Origin of the sequence: Lentzea sp. NPDC059081 (assembly GCF_042738015.1) — a bacterium.
Lineage (GTDB): Bacteria > Actinomycetota > Actinomycetes > Mycobacteriales > Pseudonocardiaceae > Lentzea.
Map to the genome: position 1 here is coordinate 82,736 of NZ_JBHYGW010000028.1, position 21,168 is coordinate 103,903.

Here is a 21,168-nt window from a genome sequence, read left to right on the forward strand (position 1 = left end):
CGTGGACCTGATGGACATCGACTTCGCGACGCTCGCGCACCTGGCCGGCAGTGCCGCGAACGACGCGATCCTCGAGCAGCTGCACGAGATCGGGCACGAAGGCGTCCGCGTCTCGCACGGGTACGTGATCCAGCACCTCGTCGAGGGCTCGCCCACCGTGTCGGAGCTGGGGGAACTGCTCGGCGTCACCCAGCAGGCGGCGTCCAAGCAGCTCCTCGAACTGGAACGGCTCGGCTACGTCACCCGCGTGCCGGACCGCGCCGACAGCAGGATCCGGCGGGCGGAGCTGACCGGACGGGGCCGGCGGCTGGTCGACGACAGCCGCCGGTTGCGGCGTGCGCTGGACGTGCACGGCGACGACGCGGCGAAGCGGGCTCTCGTGCGGTTGCTCGATGCGACCGGGGGAGCGGAGAACGTGCTGAGGCGGCGGGTCGTCCCCGGCTAGCCCGATCGGCTGACTCTCGTACCCGGTCCGGCAGTACATCGTTGACGAATGCATGACCTGTGACAACGAAGTCCCGGTCCCCGAAGCCCGGGTTCCCGTGCGTCGTCGGCAGTTCCTCGCGTTCCTGGTCGCCGCGCCGGTGCTCACCGTCGCCGTGCCCGGCAGCGCCGAGGCCGCCGTTCCGACGCTGCCGCAACCGGCCGAGATCCTCGACCTCGGCGACGTCCTCATCCTGGCCGGCACCCCGACGGAGGGCGCGCTCGCCGTGCTCAGCGTCGGCGAGGACGGCGTCGTCACCCTCGAACTGCCCCGCTGCGAGGTCGGCCAGGGCATCACCACGGCCACCGCGATGCTCGTGGCCGAGGAGCTCGACCTGTCCCTGAGCAGCGTCCGCGTCGTGCTGGCGGACGCGCGGCCCGAACTGCTGATGAACCAGCTCACCGGCGGTTCCAACACGATCCGGTCGGTGTACGGCCCGGTCCGTCGGGCGGCGGCGGCCGCACGGGCCAGGCTGCTCGCCGCGGCGGCGCAGCAGCAGGGCGTCGCGGTCGAGCGGCTGTCCACGAAGGACGGCGCGGTGGTTCTGCCGGACGGCCGGCCCATCGCCTACGGACTGTTGACGTCGGCGGCCTCGAAGCTCACCGGTGTCTTCGCGGCGCAGCCGAAACCCGTGTCGGAGCACCGGATCATCGGCACGCCGCAGTCGCGGATCGACGCCCGCGCGATGGTCACCGGCCGGTTCAGGTACACGCTCGACCACGACGTGCCCGGCGCCATGCCGACGGTCGTGCGCCGCCCGCCGACGATCAACGGCTCGGTGCGGTCCGTCGACTCGAGCACCGCCAGGTCCATGCCCGGCGTGCTCGCGATCGGCGTGGTGCCGACCGGGGTCGCGGTGGTCGCGGAGACGTTCGGACAGGCGATGGCCGCCCGTGACGCGCTGAAGGTCACCTGGAACGTGGGCACCATCGACTCGTTGTCGGACAAGGAGATCCGCGACAAGCTGCGGGCGGCCGCGCTGCCGTTCGTGGTACCGCCACTGTTGACCCAGCACGTCGACATGGAGTTCGACTTCGCGTTCGTCAGTCACGCGCCGATGGAGACGAACTCGGCGATAGCGGACGTACGTGACGACCGAGCGGAGATCTGGGCAGGGCTGAAGTCGCCGATCGTGGCGCGGCAGACGATCGCGGCGGCCATCGGGCTGCCGGAGGCGAGCGTCACAGTTCACGTCATGCAGGGCGGTGGGTCGTTCGGCCGGCGTCTCTTCTTCGACGCCGCTATAGAGGCCGCGCAGATCTCGAAGGCGTTGCGGCGCCCGGTGAAGCTCATGTGGTCGCGCACCGACGACATGCGGCACGGCCGGGCGCGCGCCGCGAGCCACCACAAGCTGCGGGCGACGTTCGGGCTCGGCAACGTGCTGACGTTCGAGCACCGCGTGGCGTCGGTGGAGACCGACTTCCGGCACGGCCTCGGCGAGATCCTCACGGCCACGGCCGCGTCACTGCCGGTCGGCGGCAACCTCTCGTTCGCGCAGACGGTGTTCCTGACGACGTGCAAGGTCCCCTACAACTTCGGCGTCGTCACGTCGTTGCTCAACGAGGTCCCGCTGCGCATGCACACCGGCTCGTGGCGCTCGGTCTACTCGGCCAACACCCGTGGCGCCGAGGAGATCCTGGTCGACCAGCTCGCGAAGAAGATGGGCAAGGACCCGGTCGCGTTCCGCCGCGAGTTCCTCAAGGACGCCCGCCAACGCGCCGTGCTCGACAAGGTCGCCGCCGAGGGGCAGTGGGGCCGTGCGATGCCGCAGGGGTTCGCGCAGGGCGTGGCCTTCCACGACGAGTACAAGTCGTGCACGGCCTGTCTGGTCGAGATCGACGCCCGCGACCCGAAGAACCCGCGTGTGGTCAAGGCGGTCATCGCGGCCGACGTCGGCCGCCCGATCAACCCGCGCGGCCTTGAGGCGCAGCTGCTCGGTGGCCTGACCGACGCCATCTCCACGACGCTGCGCGCCGGCCTGCACATCGACAGGGGCCTGCCGCTGGAGGGCTCGTACTCGCAGTTCCACTACGCCCGGCAGAAGGACGCGCCGCTGGACGTGCGGATCCACGTGATGCCCGCGACCGGCGAACCGGGAGGCGCGGGCGAGCTCGGCGTGCCGGCAGCAGTGGGCGCGATCGCCAACGCCTACGCGCGTGCCACGGGTGTGGTGCCGCGCAGCTTCCCGATCATCTTCCCCGTCGACTTCGAGCCGTTCCCGCGCTGAAGGAGCGTCCCCTGTGCCCAGCTACACGATGATCGTCAACGGGCGGCCCGTCACCGTCGAGGCCCCCGCCGACCTGGCGCTGCTGTGGGTGCTGCGCGACAAGCTCGGCGTGCGCGGCCCGAAGTTCGGCTGCGGCATCGGCGTGTGCCGCGCCTGCACGTCCCACCTCGACGGCGCGGAGATCCAGCCGTGCGTCACGCCGGTCGCCGAGTGCGCGGGGAAGGAGGTGACCACGATCGAGGGGCTGGCGTCCGGGGACGACCTGCACCCGGTGCAGGAGGCCTGGCTGGAGCAGGACGTCGCGCAGTGCGGGTACTGCCAGCCCGGTCAGATCATGGCCGCCGCCGCGTTGCTCCGGACGAAGAAGGAGATATCGGACGAGGACATCGACCGGATCGCGAACGTGTGCCGTTGCGGTACGTACTTCCGCATCCGGCAGGCCATAAAGTCGGCGGCAGCGAAGATGTGAGCGGGCCGGAGCAAGCCGGCGCAGGAGGATCGCGTGCTGGCGCTGTCGGTGTTGTTGCTCGTCGCCGTGCTCGTGTGCGCGGTCGTCAGGCCGTGGGGCTGGCCTGAGGCCGTCGTCGCGGTACCCGCGGCGGTCCTCGTCGTGCTCGTGGGTGCGTTGCCCTTCGACCACGCGGTGGACGAGGCGGTGCGGCTGGGGCCCGTGATCGGGTTCCTGGCCGCCATCCTCGTGCTCGCTCAGCTCTGCGACGACGAGGGGCTCTTCCACGCGTGCGGCACGTGGATGGCACGGGCGTCCGGTGGCAGACCGCGGACGTTGCTCGGCGGTGTGTTCGTCACGGCGTCGGTGACCACGGCGGTGCTCAGTCTCGATGCGACGGTCGTGCTGCTCACGCCCGTGGTGTTCGCGACGGCCGCACAGCTCGGCATCAGGCCGAAGCCGCACGTCTACGCGTGCACGCATCTCTCGAACAGCGCGTCGCTGCTGCTGCCGGTGTCGAACCTGACGAACCTGCTGGCGTTCGCGTCGAGCGGGCTGAGCTTCACCCGGTTCGCGGCGCTGATGGCGTTGCCGTGGATCGTCGCGATCGTGGCCGAGTACGTGGTGTTCCGGCTGTTCTTCCGCACCGACCTCGACGCGCCGGTGCACGCGCCCTCCGTGCAGCCGCCGCAGGAGCTCCCGGTGTTCGCGCTGGCCACGGTCGGTCTGACGCTGGTCGGGTTCGTGGTCGCGTCGGCCACCGGGATCGACCCGGCGTGGGCGGCGTGCGCGGGCGCGGTGGTCATGGCCGTCCGGGCGCTCGTGAAGAAGCGCACGACGCTGCCGAAGCTGGTCAAGGCGACGTCGTTGCCGTTCCTCGCGTTCGTGCTGGGGCTGGGCATCGTGGTCCGCGCGGTCGTCGACAACGGGCTCGACGACCTGCTGCGGCACGCCATCCCGAGCGGCAACGGCCTGTGGGCGCTGCTCGGAGTGGCCGCCGTCGCCGCCGTGCTGGCCAACGTGATCAACAACCTGCCCGCGGTGCTCGTGCTGCTGCCACTGGTCGTGCCGTTCGGGTCCGGCGCGGTGCCGGCCGTCCTGCTGGGCGTGAACCTCGGGCCGAACCTCACCTACGCCGGGTCGCTCGCGACGTTGCTGTGGCGGCGGATCGTGCACGACCACGACACCGAGGTGCACCTGCCGGAGTTCACGAAACTCGGCCTGCTCGCCGTGCCTGCCACCCTGGTCGGCGCGGTCGTGGCACTGTGGGCGTCCCTGCAGCTGATCGGAGGATGACCATGACGGTGGTCGTGTGGATCGCCGACGACACCTGGCAGGACTGCGTCGACGCGGCACGTGCCCACGGCGAGGACTTCCTGCTGCTGCACGTCAGCGACGTGGCCGGCGCGGCCCACGGCGCGTTCGCCGGGCTGTTCGGCCGCCACCCGTCGCTCGACCCCGGCACGCGGCTCGACCACCTCGCCGCCGACCACGCGACGCACCTCCTCGACGCCGCCGCCGAACGCCTCGGGCGGCCGTGCGCCAGGGAAGCGCGCGTCGGCCGGGTCGAGCACGAGGTCGTGGCCGCCGCCCGTGACGCGTCCCTGCTGGTCCTGTGCCGTGACGGCGACGTGAGCCACGCCGGTCCCCGCAGCCTCGGTCCCGCGACCCGGTTCGTCGTCGACCACGCGACCTGTCCCGTGCTGCTGGTGTGGCCGTCCTGAAATTGCCTATACGCAAAGTTGCGTGCACGCACTTTTGTCCCCTAGTCTCGCGGTCATGCGAGCCAAGGGGATTGCGTACGACACCGGTTTCGTGCGCCGTGGAGACATTTCGCTGAAGAAGTTCGACCTCGACGCGGTCCGGCGGGACCTGACCGTCATCAGGGACGACCTGCACTGCAACGCCGTCCACCTCGTCGGCGGCGTTCCGGAACGGCTGGAGCGCGCGGCGGAGGTCGCCGCCGAGCTGGGGCTGGAGATCTGGTTCTCGCCCTACCCGCTGGAGCTGACGCCCGCCGAGGTCCTGGAGCTGTTCACCGACTGCGCGCGGCGGGCCGAACGGGTCCGGGCGGCCGGCGCCGAGGTCGTGTTCGTGACGGGCGTCGAGCTGAGCGTCATGAACGAGGGGTTCCTGCCGGGCGGCGACGTCCTGGAACGCCTGACGCTGCTGCTGGGCGAGCCCGAGGGCAGGGCCGAGCGGATGCGGGAGGCCGGTGGGGTCCTCAACGCGTTCCTGGTCGACGCGGTGGCCGCCGTGCGGGAGCTGTTCCACGGCAAGGTCACCTACGCGTGCATCCCGTTCGAGAACCCCGACTGGGACCTGTTCGACATCAAGTCGTTCGAGCTGATCCGGACGGCCGAGGTCGCGGGCGTGTACGCCGAGAGCATCCGCAACGTGGTGGCGCAGGGAAAGCCAGTCGCGATCACCGGGTTCAACACGGCGGCGTGGCGCGGATCGGGCGCGAACGCACCGCGCAGCATGGAGATCGTCGAGTTCGACGACGCCGGACTGCCCGCGCGGGTGAAGGACGGCTACGTCCGCGACGAGGAGGAGCAGGCCACGTACCTGCGTGAGCTCCTGGAGGTCTTCGAGGAGGAGAAGGTCGACGGCGCGTTCGTCTACCTGTTCTCGCTCGCCGGCTATCCGCACCGGCCGCACGACCCGGGCCGCGACCTCGACATGGCGAGCCCCGGCATCGTCAAGGTGTTCGACGACGGCACGTGGGAGCCCAAGGCCGCGTTCGGCACGGTCGCCGAGATCTACGCGCGCGGCTAACTCGCTTGGCCCGCGCCACCGGTGCCGTCAGACTCGACGGCACCATGAGCGACAGACTGCGGGCGATCGCCCAGGAGACCGTCGAGATCTCGGAGCGGGGCTCCTACTCCACCGAGGCGGGCGAGGTCGTCGTCGACGTCGCCCGCGCGGTCTCCGGAACCCGCCTCCACCTGCCCGGCGAGGTGCTGTCCCTGCCCCCGGAGACGACGGGCACGCGGGTCGACGTCACCAACGAGTCCACTTTGGACGCGGCCCGCCGGCTCGGTGGTGACGTCGCCGCGCTGAACTTCGCGTCGGCGCGCAAGCCCGGCGGCGGCTTCCTGAACGGCAAGATGGCGCAGGAGGAGAGCATCGCCTACGCGTCGGCGCTGCACCCGTGCCTGCTCGCCGCCGGCGACTTCTACGCGCACCACCGCGCGGACCGCGACCTCACCTACAGCGACCGGGTGATCTACTCGCCACGCGTCCCGGTGTTTCGCGACGACGAGGGCGCGCTGCTGCCGCGGCCGTACGAGGTCTCGTTCCTGACCGCCGCCGCGCCCAACCGCGGCGCCATCCTGCGCAACCAGCCCGAGCGCGCCGAGGGCATCCCCGTCGCGTTGCTGCGGCGCGTCATCCGGGTGCTGCACGTCGCCGCGTCGCACGGTCACCGCCGGCTCGTCCTCGGCGCCTGGGGCTGTGGCGTCTTCGAGAACGACCCCGCCACCGTGGCCAAGATCTTCGCCCTCGCCCTGCGGGACAACCGCTACTTCGAGCACGTCGTCTTCGCCGTCCTCGACCGCCAGCAGGGCACGCCGACGTTCCAGGCGTTCGCCGACACCTTCGCCTGAGCCACGCTGGCATCACCTCTGACCAGTGGTGAGCCACAATGATGCCAAGCTGAGCCAGATTTGCTTGTGGGTGGTGCCACCGTGTGCCATAGTGATGCCATGGATCTGACCCCGTATGTGGCTTCCCTCGGTCGCGAGCTGCTGACCGCCGTCGAGACGGGCGGCGGCGAGGCGAGTGCGCTGGTCGAGCGGTTGACCGTGACGATGGAGTCGGCGATCCGGCTGGCACTGCTCGAAGCGCTGTCCGCCGCCGCCGACGAGATCACCGCGGACCTGGCACCGGACTCGGTGCAGGTGCTGCTGCGGGGCCGCGACCCCAAGTTCGTCGTGACGCGCCGGGTGCCCGAGCCGGCCGTCGCACCGGAGCCCGCGCCCGCCGCGCCCGCCGAGGACGTGGCAGCCGGCTACGAGGACGGCACCACCGTGCGCATCAACGTCCGCCTGCCCGAACCGCTCAAGGCCGCGATCGACGAGGCGGCGGCCAAGGAGGGGCGTTCGGTCAACGCGTGGCTCGTGCGCGCCGCGTCCGCCCAGCTGAACCCGAAGCGGGAGACGATCGAGGAGACGGTGACGAACGCGATCACCGGCTCGCAGCGTTTCGTCGGCTGGGTCCGCTAGCTCCCGCTCTTCTCCACTTCGCCCCGACCTGCGGGGATGCCCCACCCACACCTTCTGAGGGGACAGCCATGCCTTCTTACGACACGCCGGAACCCATTTCCGTACTGCTCGACATCTACGCGGGCCACGTCCAGGTCGTCGCGTCCGACCGCGTCACCACGACGGTCGACGTGCGGCCGTCCGACTCGTCCGACTCCTCGGACGCCGAAGCCGCGAAGAAGACCACGGTCGACTACACCGACGGCACGCTGATGGTGCGCGGGCCGAAGCGGACGTTCGACTTCTCCCGCAAGACCAGGTCGGTCGACATCGTGATCGAGCTGCCGACCGGGTCCAAGGTGGACCTCGACGTGACGGCGGGCAGCATCCGCACGAGCGGCGTGCTCGGCGCGACCGAGGCCGACCTGTCCGCGGGCAACATCCACGTCGACCGCACCGGCGCGCTCAGGGCCGACACCGGCGCCGGGCAGGTCAAGATCGGCGCCGTCACCGGCAATGCCGAGGTGAAGACCGGCAGCGGCCACATCCGCGTCGGCACGGTGGACGGTTCGCTGGTCGTGAAGAACTCCAACGGCCACATCGACGTCGGCACGGTCGAGGGCGACCTGCGGGCCCGGTCGGCCAACGGCGACATCCACGTCGAGCGCGCGGGTGCGTTGGTGGAGGCCAGGACCGCGATGGGGTCGATCGAGGTCGGCGAGGTCGTCCGCGACGAGGTCACGCTGAACACCGCGATGGGCGGCATCGAGCTCGGGATCGCCCAGGGCACCGCCGCGTGGATCGACGCCAAGACGTCGTTCGGGCGCGTCACCAACACCCTCGACGGCAGCGACGGCCCCGGCAACGCCGCGCGGACCGTCAAGGTCACCGCCCACACGTCCTTCGGCGACATCGCGGTGCGTCGTGCCTGAGGCGAGCGCGATCACGGCCAGGGGCCTGCGCCGTTCTTACGGCGACCACGAGGTGCTCAAGGGCGTCGACCTGGACGTCCGGCGCGGCACCGTCTTCTCGTTGCTCGGCGCGAACGGCGCCGGCAAGACCACCGTGGTCAAGATCCTGTCCACGCTGATCGGGGCGCACGGCGGCAGCGCGTCCGTCGCGGGCCACGACGTGGCGGCCGACCCCGACGGCGTGCGCGGCGCGATCGGCGTCACCGGCCAGTTCTCCGCCGTCGACAACCTGATGACGGGCCGCGAGAACCTGAAGCTCATGGCCGACCTGCACCACCTCGGCCGCGAGACGGGCCGGCGCAGGGCCGAGGAGCTGCTCGCCCAGTTCGACCTGGTGGACGCGGCGGACAAGTCGGCGGCGACCTACTCCGGCGGCATGCGGCGCCGGCTCGACCTCGCGATGACGCTGGTCGGGTCGCCCGAGGTGATCTTCCTCGACGAGCCGACCACCGGCCTCGACCCGCGCAGCCGCCGCGCCATGTGGCAGATCGTGCGGCAGCTGGTGGCGAGCGGCGTCACGATCCTCCTCACCACCCAGTACCTGGAGGAGGCCGACGAGCTCGCCGACCGGATCGCGGTGCTGGACCACGGCCGGATCGTCGCCGAGGGCACCGCGGACGAGCTCAAGCGCCGCATCCCCGGCGGGCACGTCCTGTTGCAGTTCACCGACCTGCGCGACCTCGAGGCCGCTACCGGGGTCGTGCGCGAGGCCTCCCGCGACGGCGAGGCCCTGGCGTTGCGCGTGCCGAACGACGGCAGCGTCCGGTCCCTCAAGGCGTTGCTGGACCGGCTGCACGAGCACGCCGTCCCGGTCGAGTCGCTCAGCACGCACACCCCCGACCTCGACGACGTCTTCCTCGCCCTCACCGGCGGCGGGCAGAAGGTGGACCAGGAAGTGACTCAGCCATGACGTACGTGCTCACCGACTCGGCGACGATGGTGCGCCGCAACCTCAGGCGGATGGTCCGCTACCCGTCGCTGACGTTCCAGCTGCTGATCATGCCGGTCGTCTTCCTGCTGCTGTTCGTCTACGTCTTCGGCGGCACGCTCGGCGCCGGGCTCGGCGGGCCGTCCGGCGGCCGTGCCGAGTACCTCGCCTACGTGACGCCGACGATCATCCTGATGTCGATCACCGCGGCGGTGCAGGGCACGAGCATCTCGATCGCGATGGACATGACCGAGGGCATCGTCGACCGGTTCCGCACCATGAAGATCGCCCGCGTGTCCGTGCTGACCGGCCACGTCGTGGGCAGCCTGGTCCAGACGGTCCTCGCCATGGCGTTCGTCTTCGGCGTCGCCGTCGCGATCGGCTTCCGGCCGCAGGCGAGCGCCCTCGGCTGGCTCGCGCTGGCCGGGCTGCTGACCGCCATGTCGTTCGCGATGATCTGGCTCTCCGCTGCGCTCGGGCTCGCGAGCAAGACCGTCGAGGGGTCGAGCAACGTCGGCCTGCCGCTGATCCTGCTCCCGTTCTTCGGCAACGGTTTCGTGCCCACCGACTCGATGCCGGCGGTGCTGCGGTGGTTCGCCGAGTACCAGCCGTTCACGCCGTTCATCGACGCGCTGCGCGGCCTGCTGACGGGCACGCCGATCGGTGACAGCGGGTACGTCGCGTTCGGCTGGTGCGCCGTCATCGGAACCGGTGGCTACCTGTGGTCCAAGAAGCTCTTCAACCGCGAATCGACTCGCTGAAGGAGATCCAGTCATGCAGGAAGGTCTTCCCACGGACCGCGACGTCAGCCCGTTCGTCCCGCCCAGCCGGATCACCGAGCTGCGCTCGGCCGGCCCGGTCAGCCCGTTGCTCTTCCCCGACGGCCACGAGGGCTGGCTGGTCACCGGGTACGACGCCGTCCGGCAGGTGCTGGCGGACACCAGGTTCAGCTCGCGCCAGGACCTCGGCATCATCCGCGTGCCGTTCCCGACGCCCGGCATGCCGGAGATGACCGAACCCGTCCCGCAGGAACCGGGCCTGTTCATCAGCATGGACCCGCCGGACCACACCCGGTTGCGGCGCAAGCTCACCGGCGCGTTCACCGTCAGGCGGATGAAGGCGCTCGAGGAGCGCGTCGTCGAGATCACCGAGCAGCGGCTCGACGCGCTGGCGGAGCTCACCCCGCCGGTCGACCTGGTGCGCGAGTTCGCGCTCCCGGTGCCGTCACAGGTGATCTGCGAGCTCCTCGGCGTCCCGTACGAGGACCGCGACTCGTTCGAGGAGAACTCCGCCCGGTTCATGGAGCGGGACATCACCCTCGAGGACAAGATCGCCGTGTACGTCGCGCTGAGCACGTACCTCAACGACCTCGTCACGAGCAAGCGCGCCGACCCGGCCGACGACCTGCTGTCCGACCTCGCCCGCGACGAGGAGCTCAGCCAGGCGGAACTGACCGGCATGGCGTTCCTGCTGCTGCTCGCGGGCCACGAGACGACCGCGAACATGCTGGCGCTGGGCACCTTCGCGCTCCTGGAGCACCCGGACCAGCTGGCGGAGCTGCGGTCGAGGCCGGAGCTCATCCCCGACGCCGTCGAGGAGCTGCTGCGCTACCTGGCGGTGGCCGACGTCTTCTTCCGCTACGCCTCGCAGGACATCGAGTTCCACGGCGAGACGATCCGCGAGGGGTCGATGGTCGTGCTGTCGCTGCTGGCCGGCAACCACGACCCCGAGCGCTACGAGAACGCCGGCTCGCTGGACGTCCACCGCAACGCACGGGGCCATCTGGCGTTCGGCCACGGCGTGCACCAGTGCCTGGGGCAGCAGCTGGCCCGCATCGAGATGCGGGCCGGGTTCGAGGGGCTGCTGCGCCGGTTCCCGACCCTGCGGCTGGACGTGCCCGCCCGTGACGTGAAGCTCAAGACGATGATGAGCATCTACGGCGTGCACGCCCTGCCCGTCAGCTGGGAGTAGCGGTCGGCGCCGCTGACGCCCGCAACGGCGCCGAGACCTCGTGCAGGTGCTCCAGCACGTACCCGTACGACCGGAACAGCCCGCACTCCGCGTACGAGATCCCGCGCTCGCGGCAGAACCTGCTCACGATCACCTGCGCGTGCCGCAGGTGCGGGCGCGGCATGCTCGGGAACAGGTGGTGCTCGATCTGGTAGTTCAGCCCGCCCAGCAGCAGGTCGGTGAACCAGCCGCCGCGGATGTTGCGGGACGTCAGCACCTGCTTGCGCAGGAAGTCGAGCGCGTGGCCGGCGGAGAGCACCGGCATGCCCTTGTGGTTCGGGGCGAAGGAGCAGCCCATGTAGAAACCCCACAGGCCCTGGTGCACCAGCACGAACGCGATCGCGTGCACGGGGGAGAGGACCCAGAACACGACACCGAGGTACACGACCACGTTCGCGATCATCAGGAGCCGCTCGCGGCCGGCGTGCTTGATCGAGTGCACGTGCAGTGCGAAGCCTTCGAGCAGCAGCAACGGGAAGAACAGCACGGCCTGGTGCGAGGCGATCCAGCGCAGCGGGCCGCGCTTGGCCTCGCCCTGGCGCTGGGTGAACGCGAGGACCGTGATGTCGACGTCCGGGTCCTCGTCCTCGTGGTTCGGGTTGGCGTGGTGGCGGTTGTGCTTGCCGTTCCACCAGTCGTAGCTGACCCCGATGAGTCCACTGTGGACGTACCCGGCGATCTCGTTCCAGCGCCGGGTCGCGAAGATCTGCTTGTGCCCGGCGTCGTGGCCGATGAACGCGAGCTGCGTCGTCACCACCGCCAGCACGGCCGCGACCGCGAGCTGCCACCACGAGTCGCCCAGCAGCACGAACGCCGCCCAGGCCGCCGCGTAGACCGCGAGGTTCGCGCCCATTCTGGCCAGGTAGTACCCGCGGCGCCGGTCGAGCAGGCCCGCCCGTTTGATCTCGGTCGACAACTGGGCGAAGTCGCTCGCCGCGCGGAGTGTCATTCGCGAAGAATGCCCGACCGCCGCGTCGGTGTCGTGCACGGGCCGTGAAGACGCCGCGAACCGCGCGCGGCGACACGATGGAGTGATCATGATCTTGGTCCTCGGCGAGCCGCTGGCCTCGGCCCTCACCGGTGCTGTCCAGTGCTGCCGCAACGGGCCCGGTGCGGGCCCGATCGGCAGAGAGGACCGGATCGCGTGGTCGACCACACGACCGTGCTCATCGCGGGCGCGGGGCCGGCGGGGCTCGTCTTAGCCAACCTCCTACGCGCGGAGGGCGTCGACACGCTCGTCGTCGAACGGGCGAGCCGCGAGCAGGTGCAGACCAGGGCGAGGGCCGGGTTCCTGAGCCCGAACAGCGCGCGGGTGCTGGTCGAGCACGGTCTGGGCGCCGGCTTGCTCCACAAAGGACAGACGCACGGCCTGTGCGCGTTCCGGGGCGAGGACGGCGAGTTCGAGCTCGACTACTCCCGGCTCGGCCGGGGCGAGGTGCACACCGTGTACCCGCAGCAGGACCTCGTCACGGATCTGGTCGCCGAGTACCTCGGCCGCGGTGGTGACATCCGGTTCGGCGTCACGGTCACCGGCGTCGACCCGCGCACCGCCACGATCCGCTACCGCGACGAGCGGGGCAGTGACGACGTCGCCACCGGGCGGTTCCTCGCCGGGTGCGACGGCGGCAACGGCGTGACCCGCAAAGCCGTGCCCGCGCGCCGGTACCGCCAGGACCACGGCATCAGCTGGCTGGCCGTGCTCGCGGAGGCGCCGCAGAGCATGGCCGCCGTGACCTACGCCGTGCACGACGACGGGTTCGCGGGCCACATGGCGCGCAGTCCCGAGGTGACGCGCTACTACCTCCAGATCCCTCCCGGCGACACCGAGGAGGCCTGGACCGACGACCGGATCTGGGCGGCGCTCGACACCCGCATGCGCGTCGACTTCTTCGGTCAGCTCAAGCAGGGCCCGGTCCTCGACCGGCGGATCGTGCGGCTGCGGTCCGAGGTGGCCGACCCGGTCCAGCACGAGCGGCTGTTCCTCGTGGGTGACGCCGCGAGCCTGATCAGCCCGTCCGCCGCCAAGGGCGCCAACCTGGCGATCATGGAGGCCGAGGTGCTGGCGTCCGCGCTGACGGCGGCCCTGCACGGCGACGAACGGCCGTTGGCCGCCTACTCCCGCACCTGCCTGCCCCGCGTCTGGCGGGCGCAGGAGTTCTCCCGCTGGATGATCGACCTCCTGCACGGTCCCCAGGACGACTTCCACCGTGCCCTGCGCCGCGCCCGGCTCGACAGCCTGCGCGACTGCCGCGCCCACCAGAACTTCTTCGCCGAGCAGTACGTCGGCATCTGAAACCCCGGGAACACTCATGATCTCGACACGCACCCCCGTCCTCGCCGCGGCCGACCTCGACCGCCTCACCGCGGCGCTCGACCTCATCGGCGGGCACGACACCCACTCGGCACTGGCGGCCGCGGTGCCGTCCCTCGACGCGGACCAGCGCGCCGCCGTGACGCGGCACGCCACCCTCGACCACGTGGCTCTGCTGATCTTCCCGGAAACCCTGGCGGGACTGGCGGACGAGCTCTCGGCACGTGGCATCGAGGTCGGCACGATGACGCCCAGCGTCGTCGTCCGCGAACGGCTGAGCAGCCGGTACTCCGTGCCCGTCGCCGATCTCCAGGTCGGCATCCTGCGCGCGCCCGTCACCGACCGCAACGGCTGGCCGTGCGAGCTGGAGATCTTCGTGCTGGTGACGCCGCCGTCGCTGGCGCACATCGCCGAGGACGAACGCCGCCACCAGCGGGAGAACCACGTCGGGCTGGCCGTCAGGAGGCCGGACCCGGTGCTGCTGCGCGGGTTGCGGACGATGATCGCGGGCGTCATGCGCCCGGACGGCGGTGGCTACAACGGGTACGAGAACAGCAGCGTCCTCTACTTCCGCGACGCGCACCGCGCCGATCCCGCGTTCCGCCGCCTGGAACTGGTCGCCACCGGCCGGTTCCCGCAGCTGCAGGCCCTCCACCAGCGCGAGTCGTGCGCCGGCACGGAACTGCTGCGCCTGCTGACCGGCGCGTGGGCCACGCAGGCCATCGCGACCGCCGCCGAGCTGCGCCTGCTCGACCACCTGGCGTCACTCGGCGACCTGCCGTCGCTCGCCGCCGCCACCGGGACCGAACCCCGGAGCCTGGCCAGGCTGCTGCGCTACCTCACGTCGCTCGGCGTCGTCCACACGGCTGGCGACCACCACTCGCTGACCGACCTGGGCGAGCTGCTGCGCTCGGACCTCACGGGCTCGATGCGTCCGCTGGCGTTGATGTACGGCGGCCCGTTCTACCGCTCGTTCGCCGAGCTCACCGAGTCCGTCCGCAGCGGTGAGGAGTCGTACGCGAAGGCGTTCGGCGCCCACCACTTCGCCCACATGGCAACGGATCCGGCGCTCGCGGAGCTGTTCCACGGCTCCATGGCGGCGAGCAACGCCATGTTCACCGGCGTCACCAAGGTCGTGGACTTCTCCCGCGCCCGCACCGTCGTCGACGTGGCCGGCGGCAACGGCGAGCTGCTGTCCCGCGTCCTGCACGCCAACCGGGACCTGCACGGCGTCCTGCTGGACCTCCCGAACGCCCTGGCCGCCGCCGAACCCCGTCTGGCAGACCTGGCCGAGCGGGTGTCGCTGGTGCCGGGCGACTTCACCCGGTCCGTCCCCGCCGACGGCGACGTCTACCTGCTGTCCCGCGTGCTGCACGACTGGGACGACGACCAGTGCCGCACGATCCTGGCGACGTGCGCGCGCGACATGCCCGCGCACGCCGAGCTGCTGGTGATCGAGCGGCTGCTGCCCGAAGCCGGTGACACCGACTCGCTCGCCATCCCGTGGGACATCCACATGCTGTGCAACACGGGCGGGCGCGAGCGTTCCGAGTCGCACTACCGCTCCCTGCTGGCAGAAGCCGGCTTCGAGCTCGTCGAGACGCACGCGCTGCCGTTGGACGCGCACGTCATGCGCGCCCGTCTGCTCTAGTGGCGCGGCTCGGGACGTCGGCGAGGTAATCCACGCTCAGCAGGGCACCTCGCGGCACCGCCCCCACGCCCCCGTACAACCAGTACGAGAGCGTGGGGGCGGCACCGCGATGCACCCGTCTGACCGCGCATTTCCCCGGCAACGTCCCGAGCCACACCACTAGAAGCTCACGAGGCAGAAGGGGTGGCCGGCGGGGTCCGCGTAGACGTGGAACCGCTCGCCACCCCCGTCGAGCCGCCGCGCCCCGAGCGCCTCCACCTGCGCACCCGCCGCCGCGAGGTCGTCCACCCGCACGTCGAGGTGCATGTGCGCCGACTCGTCCGGCCACTTCGGCGGCTGCCAGTCCGCGACCCGCGCGAACGCCACGCCGGGCCGGTCGGGGGCGTCCCCGATGACGACGAACCCGTCGTCGTCCTGCACCCGGATCATGCCGAGCACCTTCTCGTAGAACTCCGCGAGGCCCCGCGGGTCGGGGCAGTCGATCACCAGGCCGTGCCAACGTCCGATCATGCGCGGGATCGTGACACCGCACGCGGACATCCGCTGTCCTGGACTCGCGTCCTCTGTGGAGTGCCGCGGGTCACGGCCGGGTTAGTTTCGCCTAACTTAGGTTAGGCTCCCCTCATGCAAGCACCTGACGGGGTGATGTTGGCCGGGCGGGACCTGGTGCTCGCCCACCACGAGCACGAGGTCGTGCACGGCGTCTCGGTCGAGCTGACGCCCGGTGCCGTCACGGCGCTCGTCGGCCCCAACGGGTCCGGCAAGTCGACGGTCCTGCGGTCGCTGGCCCGCCTGCACAGGCCCAGGACCGGCGAGGTGCGTCTCGGCGAACGACCGGTCTGGCACGGATCGGCGTTGTCCGGCAAGGAGTTCGCCCGCAACGTCACGCTGCTCACTCAGCAGCGGCCCACGCCGTCCGGGGTGTCCGTCGAGGATGTCGTCGGCTACGGGCGCCACCCTTACCGCTCGGGCTGGCGCGGCGTCGACCCGGACGGAGCGGCGGCGGTCGCGCGGGCCATGGCGATGACCGGCGTGGCCGAGATGGCGTCCCGCGGCGTCGACGAGCTGTCCGGCGGCGAGCTGCAGCGGGTGTGGCTGGCGTCGTGCCTCGCCCAGCAGACGGCGGTCCTGCTGCTCGACGAACCGACCAACCACCTCGACCTGCGCTACCAGGTGGAGATCCTCGACGTCGTGCGCGACCTGGCGGACGACCACCAGGTCGCGGTCGGCGTGGTGCTGCACGACCTCGACCACGCGGCGATCATCGCCGACCGCGTCGTCCTCCTGTCGCAGGGCAGGGCTCTCGCCGGCGGCGCCGTGAAGGACGTGCTCACAGCCGAACACCTGACCGAGGCATACGGCGTCGTGGTGCACGTCGCCGACGACCCGGTCACCGGAACGCTCCATTGCCGCCCCGTCGGCAGACACACCCCTCGCGTCTGAACCCCTGGAGAACTGTCATGCGCATCCCAGCTCTGGTCGCGGCCGTCGCGATCCTGCTGACCGCTTGCGGCACAACGGAAACACCGCAAAGCGGGCAGGCGGCCGGTGACTCCGGTGGGCCGGTCAAGGTCACCGACTCCCGCGGCAAGGCCGTCGAGCTGAAGGCAGCCGCCCAGCGCGTCGTCGCTCTGGAGTGGGGCGAGGCGGAGATCGTCGCGTCGCTCGGCGTGATGCCGGTGGGCGCCGCCGACACCGCGGGCTACAAGACGTGGGACGCGGCCGTGCCGCTGGACGCGTCGGTCAAGGACGTCGGCAAGCGCGGCGAGCCGAGCGTGGACTCGATCGTCGCGCTGAACCCGGACCTCGTCGTGATGGCCGCCGAGCGCGACTCGCCGATCGTGCCGCAGCTGGAGAAGTACGTGCCGGTCATCGTCACGAAGTCCAGTGACGCCGCGCGGAACTTCGACCGGTTGCGCGAGGACGTGAAGATGATCGCCCTGGCGGTCGGCAAGACCGCGGAGGCGGACGAGCTGTTGTCCGACATGGACTCGAAGCTCGTCGAGGGCAAGAGGGCGCTGGCGGCCAAGGCGGGCACGCCGTTCTTCATGGCCGACGGCTACCTCGAGGGCAGCACGGTCAGCATCCGCCCGTTCGGCAAGGGCTCGCTGGTCTCCGACACCGCGGAGGCGCTCGGGCTGACCAACGCGTGGACCGGTCAGGTCGACCCGCAGTGGGCGCTCGGCCAGACCGACGTCGAGGGCCTGACCGCGTTGACCGACCCGAAGACCGTGCTGTTCTACAGCGCCTCCGAGGACGACGTCTTCACCACCGGCCTCGCGCAGAACCCGGTGTGGCAGCGGCTGCCGTTCGTGGCGTCGAAGCAGGTCCACAAGTTCGAGCCGGGCACCTGGACGTTCGGCGGGCCGAAGTCCGTGGCGCGCATCGCCGACCAGTTCGTGAAAGCCCTCGCCTGACCGTGCGGAACGCCGTCGTCGCGGCGGCGAGCGTGGTGGTCATCGCCCTGCTCGCCGCCGTCCACCTCACCCAGGGCACCGCCGACACCGGCGTGCTCGACGTGCTGCGCGCCGTGGTCGGTGCCGGTGACGAACAGACCTACGCCGTGCTCTCCGGATCACGGCTGCCGCGTCTGCTCACGGCCCTACTGCTCGGCGTCGCACTGGGCGTCGCGGGCGCGGGCATGCAGTCCGTGGCCCGCAACCCGCTCGCCGCACCCGACACGCTGGCCGTGAACGCGGGCGCTTACCTCGCGGTCGTCGCCGTGTCCGCGTTCGGCCTGACGCTTCCCACGCTGCCCGCGGGCGCCACGGCGTTCGTCGGGGCTCTCGCCGCCGCTGTGGTGGTGCTGGGCCTGTCCGGTGCCGGGTCCGCCACGCCGCGGCTGGTGCTGATCGGGTCGGCCGTGACGCTGGCGTTGCAGTCGATCACGATCCTCCTGCTGCTGACCTACGAGCAGGAGACGTCGGGGCTGTTCGCGTGGGGGAGCGGGTCGCTGAGCGTGGCGAACCTCGACGCCACGGCCCAGATGGCGCCGATCGTGCTCGCCGCGACCATCGCGCTGGTCGCGATGGGACGGTCGTTGGACATCCTCGCCCTGGGCGACGACAACGCGACGGTGCTGGGCCTGAAGGTCCGCCGCACCCGTGCCGGCGCGGTGCTGCTGACGGTGGCGCTGACCGCCGCCGCGGTGACGGTCGCCGGACCCGTCGGGTTCGTCGGCCTGTGTGCCCCGGTGATCACGCGGCTGGTGATGTCCAAGGAGGGACGTCACCGCGTTCTGCTTCCCCTGTCCGGACTTCTCGGTGTCGTGCTGGTGCTCGGCGCCGACGTGCTGCTGCGCGCCGTGATGGGCTCGGCGGCGGCACTGCGCGTGCCGACCGGTGTGATCACGACGGTCGTGGGCGCGGTCGTCCTCGTCTGGCTGGCTCGTCGCAGCCGTCCGGGCGGCTCACGTCGCCAGCCCCCTGCCGGTCGTGTGAGCGTCGCGGGGTCGCGACGTCGGCTGGTGGTGGCGAGTGCGGTCGTGCTGGTCCTGCTGGTGGCGGCGCCGGTCGTCGGCATGCTGTTCGGCGACCGGATGGTCCTGCTGGGCGACCTGGCCAACTGGCTGTCCGGCCGCACCGGCACCGCGCTGACGTTCGTGCTCGACCAACGCCTGCCCCGAGTCCTCGCCGCGCTGACCGCGGGCGCCGCGCTCGCCGTGTCCGGCTGCGGCATCCAGTCGGTCAGCCGCAACCCGCTCGCCGAACCGGGCCTGCTCGGCATCACCGCCGGCGCGGGCCTCGGCGCCGTCGCCCTGATCACGTTCGTGCCGCTGGCCGGCGCGTGGCAGATCGCCGGCGCCGCGGGTGCGGGAGCGCTGGTCGCGTTCGCCCTGGTCTACGGCCTGGCCTGGCGTTCGGGCCTCGACTCCGACCGCCTGGTGGTGATCGGCATCGGCCTCTGGTCCGGCGGGATGGCGCTGATCACGTTGATGATCGTGACCTCGGACCCGTGGAACATGGCCAAGGCGCTCACCTGGCTGTCCGGCTCGACCTACGGCCGCACGCTGGACCAGGTCGTCCCGGGCCTGGTCGCACTCGCGGTCCTGACCCCGCTGCTCTGGTCCCGGCACCGCGAGCTCGACCTGCACAGCATCGACGACGACACCCCGCGCGTCCTGGGCGTCCCCTTGGAACGGTCGCGCCTGGTGGTCCTCGCGGCCTCGGGCATCCTCGCGGCGACCGCGGTGGCCGCGATCGGCGTGGTGGCCTTCGTCGGCCTGGTGGCCCCGCACCTGGCCCGTTCGCTGGTGGGCGGCCGGCACGCGCGGGTCATCCCGGTGGCCGCGGCACTGGGTGCGATCCTGGTCAGCGCCGCGGACACGGTGGGCCGCACGGTCATCGCACCGGCGCAGATCCCCGCCGGTCTCGTCATCTCGTTGCTGGGCACGCCGTACTTCGTGCTGGTGCTCTGGCGGACGCGGACCTGACCCCGCCCGGCTCAGCCGCGGGTGGCGGAGCGTTCCCTCAGGACCGCGAGCGCCTTGTCGGCGTGGACGGTGAACTTCAGCTCGCTCCTGACCACCTCGAGGATGCGCCGGTCGGTGTCGATGACGAACGTGCGCCTCTTCGCGTGCAGCGGGCTGAAGCGCCGCCACGCGCCGAACTGCTTCGCCACGGCACCGTCCACGTCGGACAGCAACGGGTAGTCGAAGCCGTTCGCGGCGGAGAACTGACGTTGCGTCCCCACGGCGTCGGGGCTGATCCCGACCCGGTGCGCGCCGACGTCGGCGAACTCCTTCGCCAGGTCGCGGAAGTGGCAGCTCTCGGCGGTGCACCCACCGGTCATCGCGGCCGGGTAGAAGAACAGCACGACCGGTCCTGAGGCCAGGAAGCCGGACAGCGCGCGGGGTTCGCCGGTGTCGTCGGGCAGGGTGAAGTCCGGGGCGGTGTCTCCTCGTTCCATGGCCCTGCTTCGGAGCCGGGGGAGTCTCGGATTGGTGATCACCGTGTGTCGATCTTTTGGGTGTGATCCTGTGTCGCAAAGTAGTCGAAAACAAATGTTTCAAATTGTTTTGTGCTTTTGAGCTGCGGCGACGAAAATTCTTCGATTTTTGTGCAATCCACCCCATCGTGGGAATCCGAATGCCTGACGTGACCAGGTGCCGATTCGAGGAGAGGGGGTGATTGCATGAAGTTGACATGCCCCACAGCAGTGCGGCGCTCTCTCGGCGTGGCCGGATTCCTGATCGGTTTCGGCCTGCTCTCCGCGGGAGTCGCGAGCGCTGACGAAGGTGACTCACCCGGCCTGCTGGGTGGCGTCATCGATCTCGTAGCTCCGGTGACCGCGCCCGTGCTGGAACCGTTGACGCCCGTCGTCGACACCGCCACGCAGGTCCTGGACCCGGTGTTGGAGCCCCTCCACCCCGTGACCGCACCGCTGCTCACCCCCGTGGTGGACGCGGTGCGGGACGTGCCGGTGGTGCCACGACTGGCAGAACCGCTGGTGGACCAGCCGGTGGACCAACCTGCGGCTCCGGCCCGGCCGTCCGCTCCGGCAGAGGTCCCGCCGGCCGCGGAACCCGTGGTCCCGGAGTCACCGCCGGTCGTCACACCGGAAGCACACGCCGTGACGCCCGACGTCGTTCCGGCGGCCGCGTCCCCGCGACCGATCTCCGCACCTGAAATGGCGCCACCGCTCAAGGCGCCCTCGCCGCCGTCACCGGACGTGCCGTTCGTTTTGCCCGGTACGACGGGATCGGCGTCGTCCAGTGGATCGACGGGTCTCGCACTCGCGGACCTCCCGGCCAGAACGGGAGACCACTCGACCGGCGAGTCGCTCGTGGTGGTCGCCGACCACCAGGTCCACGGGTCGTGGTGCTATTACTACGGCCGAAATCATCCCAGTTGATCCGACCTGCCATCCAAGCCGACAGATCACCCAGCTTGTTTGACAGGAAAGGCTCGACAATGCACAACTACGTGAAGCGC

At 71.0% G+C, this 21,168-nt stretch carries 21 protein-coding genes; 18 read left to right on the forward strand and 3 right to left on the reverse strand.

Annotated elements, in window-relative coordinates; all coding sequences use genetic code 11:
- Window positions 1–10 precede the first annotated feature (10 nt).
- From ACFWV3_RS37840 to ACFWV3_RS37895, 12 genes are all read left to right on the forward strand, one after another.
- The gene (locus tag ACFWV3_RS37840) at window positions 11–445 is read left to right on the forward strand and encodes a MarR family winged helix-turn-helix transcriptional regulator (RefSeq protein WP_382418759.1); all 435 of its coding nucleotides are present in this window, start codon (window positions 11–13) and stop codon (window positions 443–445) included.
- A gap of 52 nt (window positions 446–497) precedes the next feature.
- The gene (locus ACFWV3_RS37845; protein WP_382418734.1) at window positions 498–2,711 is read left to right on the forward strand and encodes a molybdopterin cofactor-binding domain-containing protein; all 2,214 of its coding nucleotides are present in this window, start codon (window positions 498–500) and stop codon (window positions 2,709–2,711) included.
- Between the two features lie 13 nt (window positions 2,712–2,724).
- Entirely contained in the window at window positions 2,725–3,180 is a 456-nt protein-coding gene (locus ACFWV3_RS37850) for a (2Fe-2S)-binding protein (RefSeq protein WP_382418735.1), read from the forward strand.
- Window positions 3,181–3,213: 33 nt separating this feature from the next.
- On the forward strand, window positions 3,214–4,455 hold the full coding sequence (locus ACFWV3_RS37855) for an SLC13 family permease (protein WP_382418736.1): 1,242 nt from the start codon (window positions 3,214–3,216) through the stop codon (window positions 4,453–4,455).
- 2 nt (window positions 4,456–4,457) lie between these two features.
- Complete coding sequence (locus ACFWV3_RS37860) at window positions 4,458–4,883, forward strand: universal stress protein (protein ID WP_382418737.1); 426 nt, start codon at window positions 4,458–4,460, stop codon at window positions 4,881–4,883.
- A 55-nt stretch (window positions 4,884–4,938) separates the two neighbouring features.
- Entirely contained in the window at window positions 4,939–5,937 is a 999-nt protein-coding gene (locus ACFWV3_RS37865) for a hypothetical protein (protein ID WP_382418738.1), read from the forward strand.
- A gap of 44 nt (window positions 5,938–5,981) precedes the next feature.
- Window positions 5,982–6,767, forward strand: a complete 786-nt coding sequence (locus ACFWV3_RS37870) for a TIGR02452 family protein (RefSeq protein ID WP_382418739.1) — start codon at window positions 5,982–5,984, stop codon at window positions 6,765–6,767.
- Between the two features lie 99 nt (window positions 6,768–6,866).
- The gene (locus ACFWV3_RS37875) at window positions 6,867–7,385 is read left to right on the forward strand and encodes a ribbon-helix-helix protein, CopG family (RefSeq protein WP_382418740.1); all 519 of its coding nucleotides are present in this window, start codon (window positions 6,867–6,869) and stop codon (window positions 7,383–7,385) included.
- 68 nt (window positions 7,386–7,453) lie between these two features.
- Complete coding sequence (locus ACFWV3_RS37880; protein WP_382418741.1) at window positions 7,454–8,296, forward strand: DUF4097 domain-containing protein; 843 nt, start codon at window positions 7,454–7,456, stop codon at window positions 8,294–8,296.
- Complete coding sequence (locus ACFWV3_RS37885) at window positions 8,289–9,245, forward strand: ATP-binding cassette domain-containing protein (protein WP_382418742.1); 957 nt, start codon at window positions 8,289–8,291, stop codon at window positions 9,243–9,245. The genes ACFWV3_RS37880 and ACFWV3_RS37885 overlap by 8 nt, the downstream gene beginning before the upstream one ends.
- On the forward strand, window positions 9,242–10,024 hold the full coding sequence (locus ACFWV3_RS37890) for an ABC transporter permease (protein ID WP_382418743.1): 783 nt from the start codon (window positions 9,242–9,244) through the stop codon (window positions 10,022–10,024). The genes ACFWV3_RS37885 and ACFWV3_RS37890 overlap by 4 nt, the downstream gene beginning before the upstream one ends.
- A gap of 13 nt (window positions 10,025–10,037) precedes the next feature.
- Window positions 10,038–11,234 (forward strand): cytochrome P450, encoded by a 1,197-nt coding sequence (locus tag ACFWV3_RS37895; RefSeq protein WP_382418744.1) that lies wholly within the window; start codon window positions 10,038–10,040, stop codon window positions 11,232–11,234.
- Here the strand turns inward: ACFWV3_RS37895 and ACFWV3_RS37900 are convergent.
- Window positions 11,221–12,222, reverse strand: coding sequence for a fatty acid desaturase family protein (locus ACFWV3_RS37900; RefSeq protein ID WP_382418745.1), 1,002 nt, complete (start codon window positions 12,220–12,222; stop codon window positions 11,221–11,223). The genes ACFWV3_RS37895 and ACFWV3_RS37900 overlap by 14 nt on opposite strands.
- 195 nt (window positions 12,223–12,417) lie before the next feature.
- Here ACFWV3_RS37900 and ACFWV3_RS37905 point away from each other — a divergent pair, with 195 nt between their 5' ends.
- Both ACFWV3_RS37905 and ACFWV3_RS37910 read left to right on the forward strand, forming a co-directional pair.
- Window positions 12,418–13,566, forward strand: coding sequence for a 4-hydroxybenzoate 3-monooxygenase (locus ACFWV3_RS37905; protein ID WP_382418746.1), 1,149 nt, complete (start codon window positions 12,418–12,420; stop codon window positions 13,564–13,566).
- 16 nt (window positions 13,567–13,582) lie between these two features.
- Window positions 13,583–15,235, forward strand: a complete 1,653-nt coding sequence (locus ACFWV3_RS37910) for a methyltransferase (protein ID WP_382418747.1) — start codon at window positions 13,583–13,585, stop codon at window positions 15,233–15,235.
- Window positions 15,236–15,394: 159 nt separating this feature from the next.
- Here the strand turns inward: ACFWV3_RS37910 and ACFWV3_RS37915 are convergent, their stop codons facing one another.
- Window positions 15,395–15,745 carry a VOC family protein gene (locus tag ACFWV3_RS37915; protein WP_382418748.1) on the reverse strand — a complete coding sequence of 117 codons (351 nt, stop codon included), beginning with the start codon at window positions 15,743–15,745 and terminating at the stop codon, window positions 15,395–15,397.
- Between the two features lie 114 nt (window positions 15,746–15,859).
- Between ACFWV3_RS37915 and ACFWV3_RS37920 the strand changes: the two genes are divergently transcribed.
- The 3 genes from ACFWV3_RS37920 to ACFWV3_RS37930 are packed head-to-tail and all read left to right on the forward strand — an operon-like array spanning window position 15,860 to window position 19,667.
- Window positions 15,860–16,678 (forward strand): ABC transporter ATP-binding protein, encoded by an 819-nt coding sequence (locus ACFWV3_RS37920; protein ID WP_382418749.1) that lies wholly within the window; start codon window positions 15,860–15,862, stop codon window positions 16,676–16,678.
- A gap of 17 nt (window positions 16,679–16,695) precedes the next feature.
- Window positions 16,696–17,652 carry an ABC transporter substrate-binding protein gene (locus ACFWV3_RS37925; RefSeq protein ID WP_382418750.1) on the forward strand — a complete coding sequence of 319 codons (957 nt, stop codon included), beginning with the start codon at window positions 16,696–16,698 and terminating at the stop codon, window positions 17,650–17,652.
- Window positions 17,653–17,654: 2 nt separating this feature from the next.
- Window positions 17,655–19,667 (forward strand): iron ABC transporter permease, encoded by a 2,013-nt coding sequence (locus tag ACFWV3_RS37930; RefSeq protein ID WP_382418751.1) that lies wholly within the window; start codon window positions 17,655–17,657, stop codon window positions 19,665–19,667.
- Window positions 19,668–19,678: 11 nt separating this feature from the next.
- On the opposite strand, the gene ACFWV3_RS37935 is transcribed toward ACFWV3_RS37930, so the two are convergent.
- Window positions 19,679–20,143, reverse strand: coding sequence for a peroxiredoxin (locus ACFWV3_RS37935; RefSeq protein ID WP_382418752.1), 465 nt, complete (start codon window positions 20,141–20,143; stop codon window positions 19,679–19,681).
- Between the two features lie 267 nt (window positions 20,144–20,410).
- Between ACFWV3_RS37935 and ACFWV3_RS37940 the strand changes: the two genes are divergently transcribed.
- Window positions 20,411–21,088: a hypothetical protein gene (locus ACFWV3_RS37940; RefSeq protein ID WP_382418753.1), complete on the forward strand. Its 678-nt coding sequence runs from the start codon at window positions 20,411–20,413 to the stop codon at window positions 21,086–21,088.
- The last annotated feature ends 80 nt before the right edge of the window (window positions 21,089–21,168 follow it).

Excerpts from the sequence above, each read along its gene's own strand:
- ACFWV3_RS37840 (WP_382418759.1), top strand. The coding sequence starts at position 11 with ATGGACATCGACTTCGCGACGCTCGCGCACCTGGCCGGCAGTGCCGCG.
- ACFWV3_RS37845 (WP_382418734.1), top strand. The coding sequence starts at position 498 with ATGACCTGTGACAACGAAGTCCCGGTCCCCGAAGCCCGGGTTCCCGTG.
- ACFWV3_RS37860 (WP_382418737.1), top strand. The coding sequence starts at position 4,458 with ATGACGGTGGTCGTGTGGATCGCCGACGACACCTGGCAGGACTGCGTC.
- ACFWV3_RS37865 (WP_382418738.1), top strand. The coding sequence starts at position 4,939 with ATGCGAGCCAAGGGGATTGCGTACGACACCGGTTTCGTGCGCCGTGGA.
- ACFWV3_RS37870 (WP_382418739.1), top strand. The coding sequence starts at position 5,982 with ATGAGCGACAGACTGCGGGCGATCGCCCAGGAGACCGTCGAGATCTCG.
- ACFWV3_RS37875 (WP_382418740.1), top strand. The coding sequence starts at position 6,867 with ATGGATCTGACCCCGTATGTGGCTTCCCTCGGTCGCGAGCTGCTGACC.
- ACFWV3_RS37880 (WP_382418741.1), top strand. The coding sequence starts at position 7,454 with ATGCCTTCTTACGACACGCCGGAACCCATTTCCGTACTGCTCGACATC.
- ACFWV3_RS37890 (WP_382418743.1), top strand. The coding sequence starts at position 9,242 with ATGACGTACGTGCTCACCGACTCGGCGACGATGGTGCGCCGCAACCTC.
- ACFWV3_RS37895 (WP_382418744.1), top strand. The coding sequence starts at position 10,038 with ATGCAGGAAGGTCTTCCCACGGACCGCGACGTCAGCCCGTTCGTCCCG.
- ACFWV3_RS37900 (WP_382418745.1), bottom strand. The coding sequence starts at position 12,222 with ATGACACTCCGCGCGGCGAGCGACTTCGCCCAGTTGTCGACCGAGATC.
- ACFWV3_RS37910 (WP_382418747.1), top strand. The coding sequence starts at position 13,583 with ATGATCTCGACACGCACCCCCGTCCTCGCCGCGGCCGACCTCGACCGC.
- ACFWV3_RS37915 (WP_382418748.1), bottom strand. The coding sequence starts at position 15,745 with ATGATCGGACGTTGGCACGGCCTGGTGATCGACTGCCCCGACCCGCGG.
- ACFWV3_RS37920 (WP_382418749.1), top strand. The coding sequence starts at position 15,860 with ATGCAAGCACCTGACGGGGTGATGTTGGCCGGGCGGGACCTGGTGCTC.
- ACFWV3_RS37925 (WP_382418750.1), top strand. The coding sequence starts at position 16,696 with ATGCGCATCCCAGCTCTGGTCGCGGCCGTCGCGATCCTGCTGACCGCT.
- ACFWV3_RS37935 (WP_382418752.1), bottom strand. The coding sequence starts at position 20,143 with ATGGAACGAGGAGACACCGCCCCGGACTTCACCCTGCCCGACGACACC.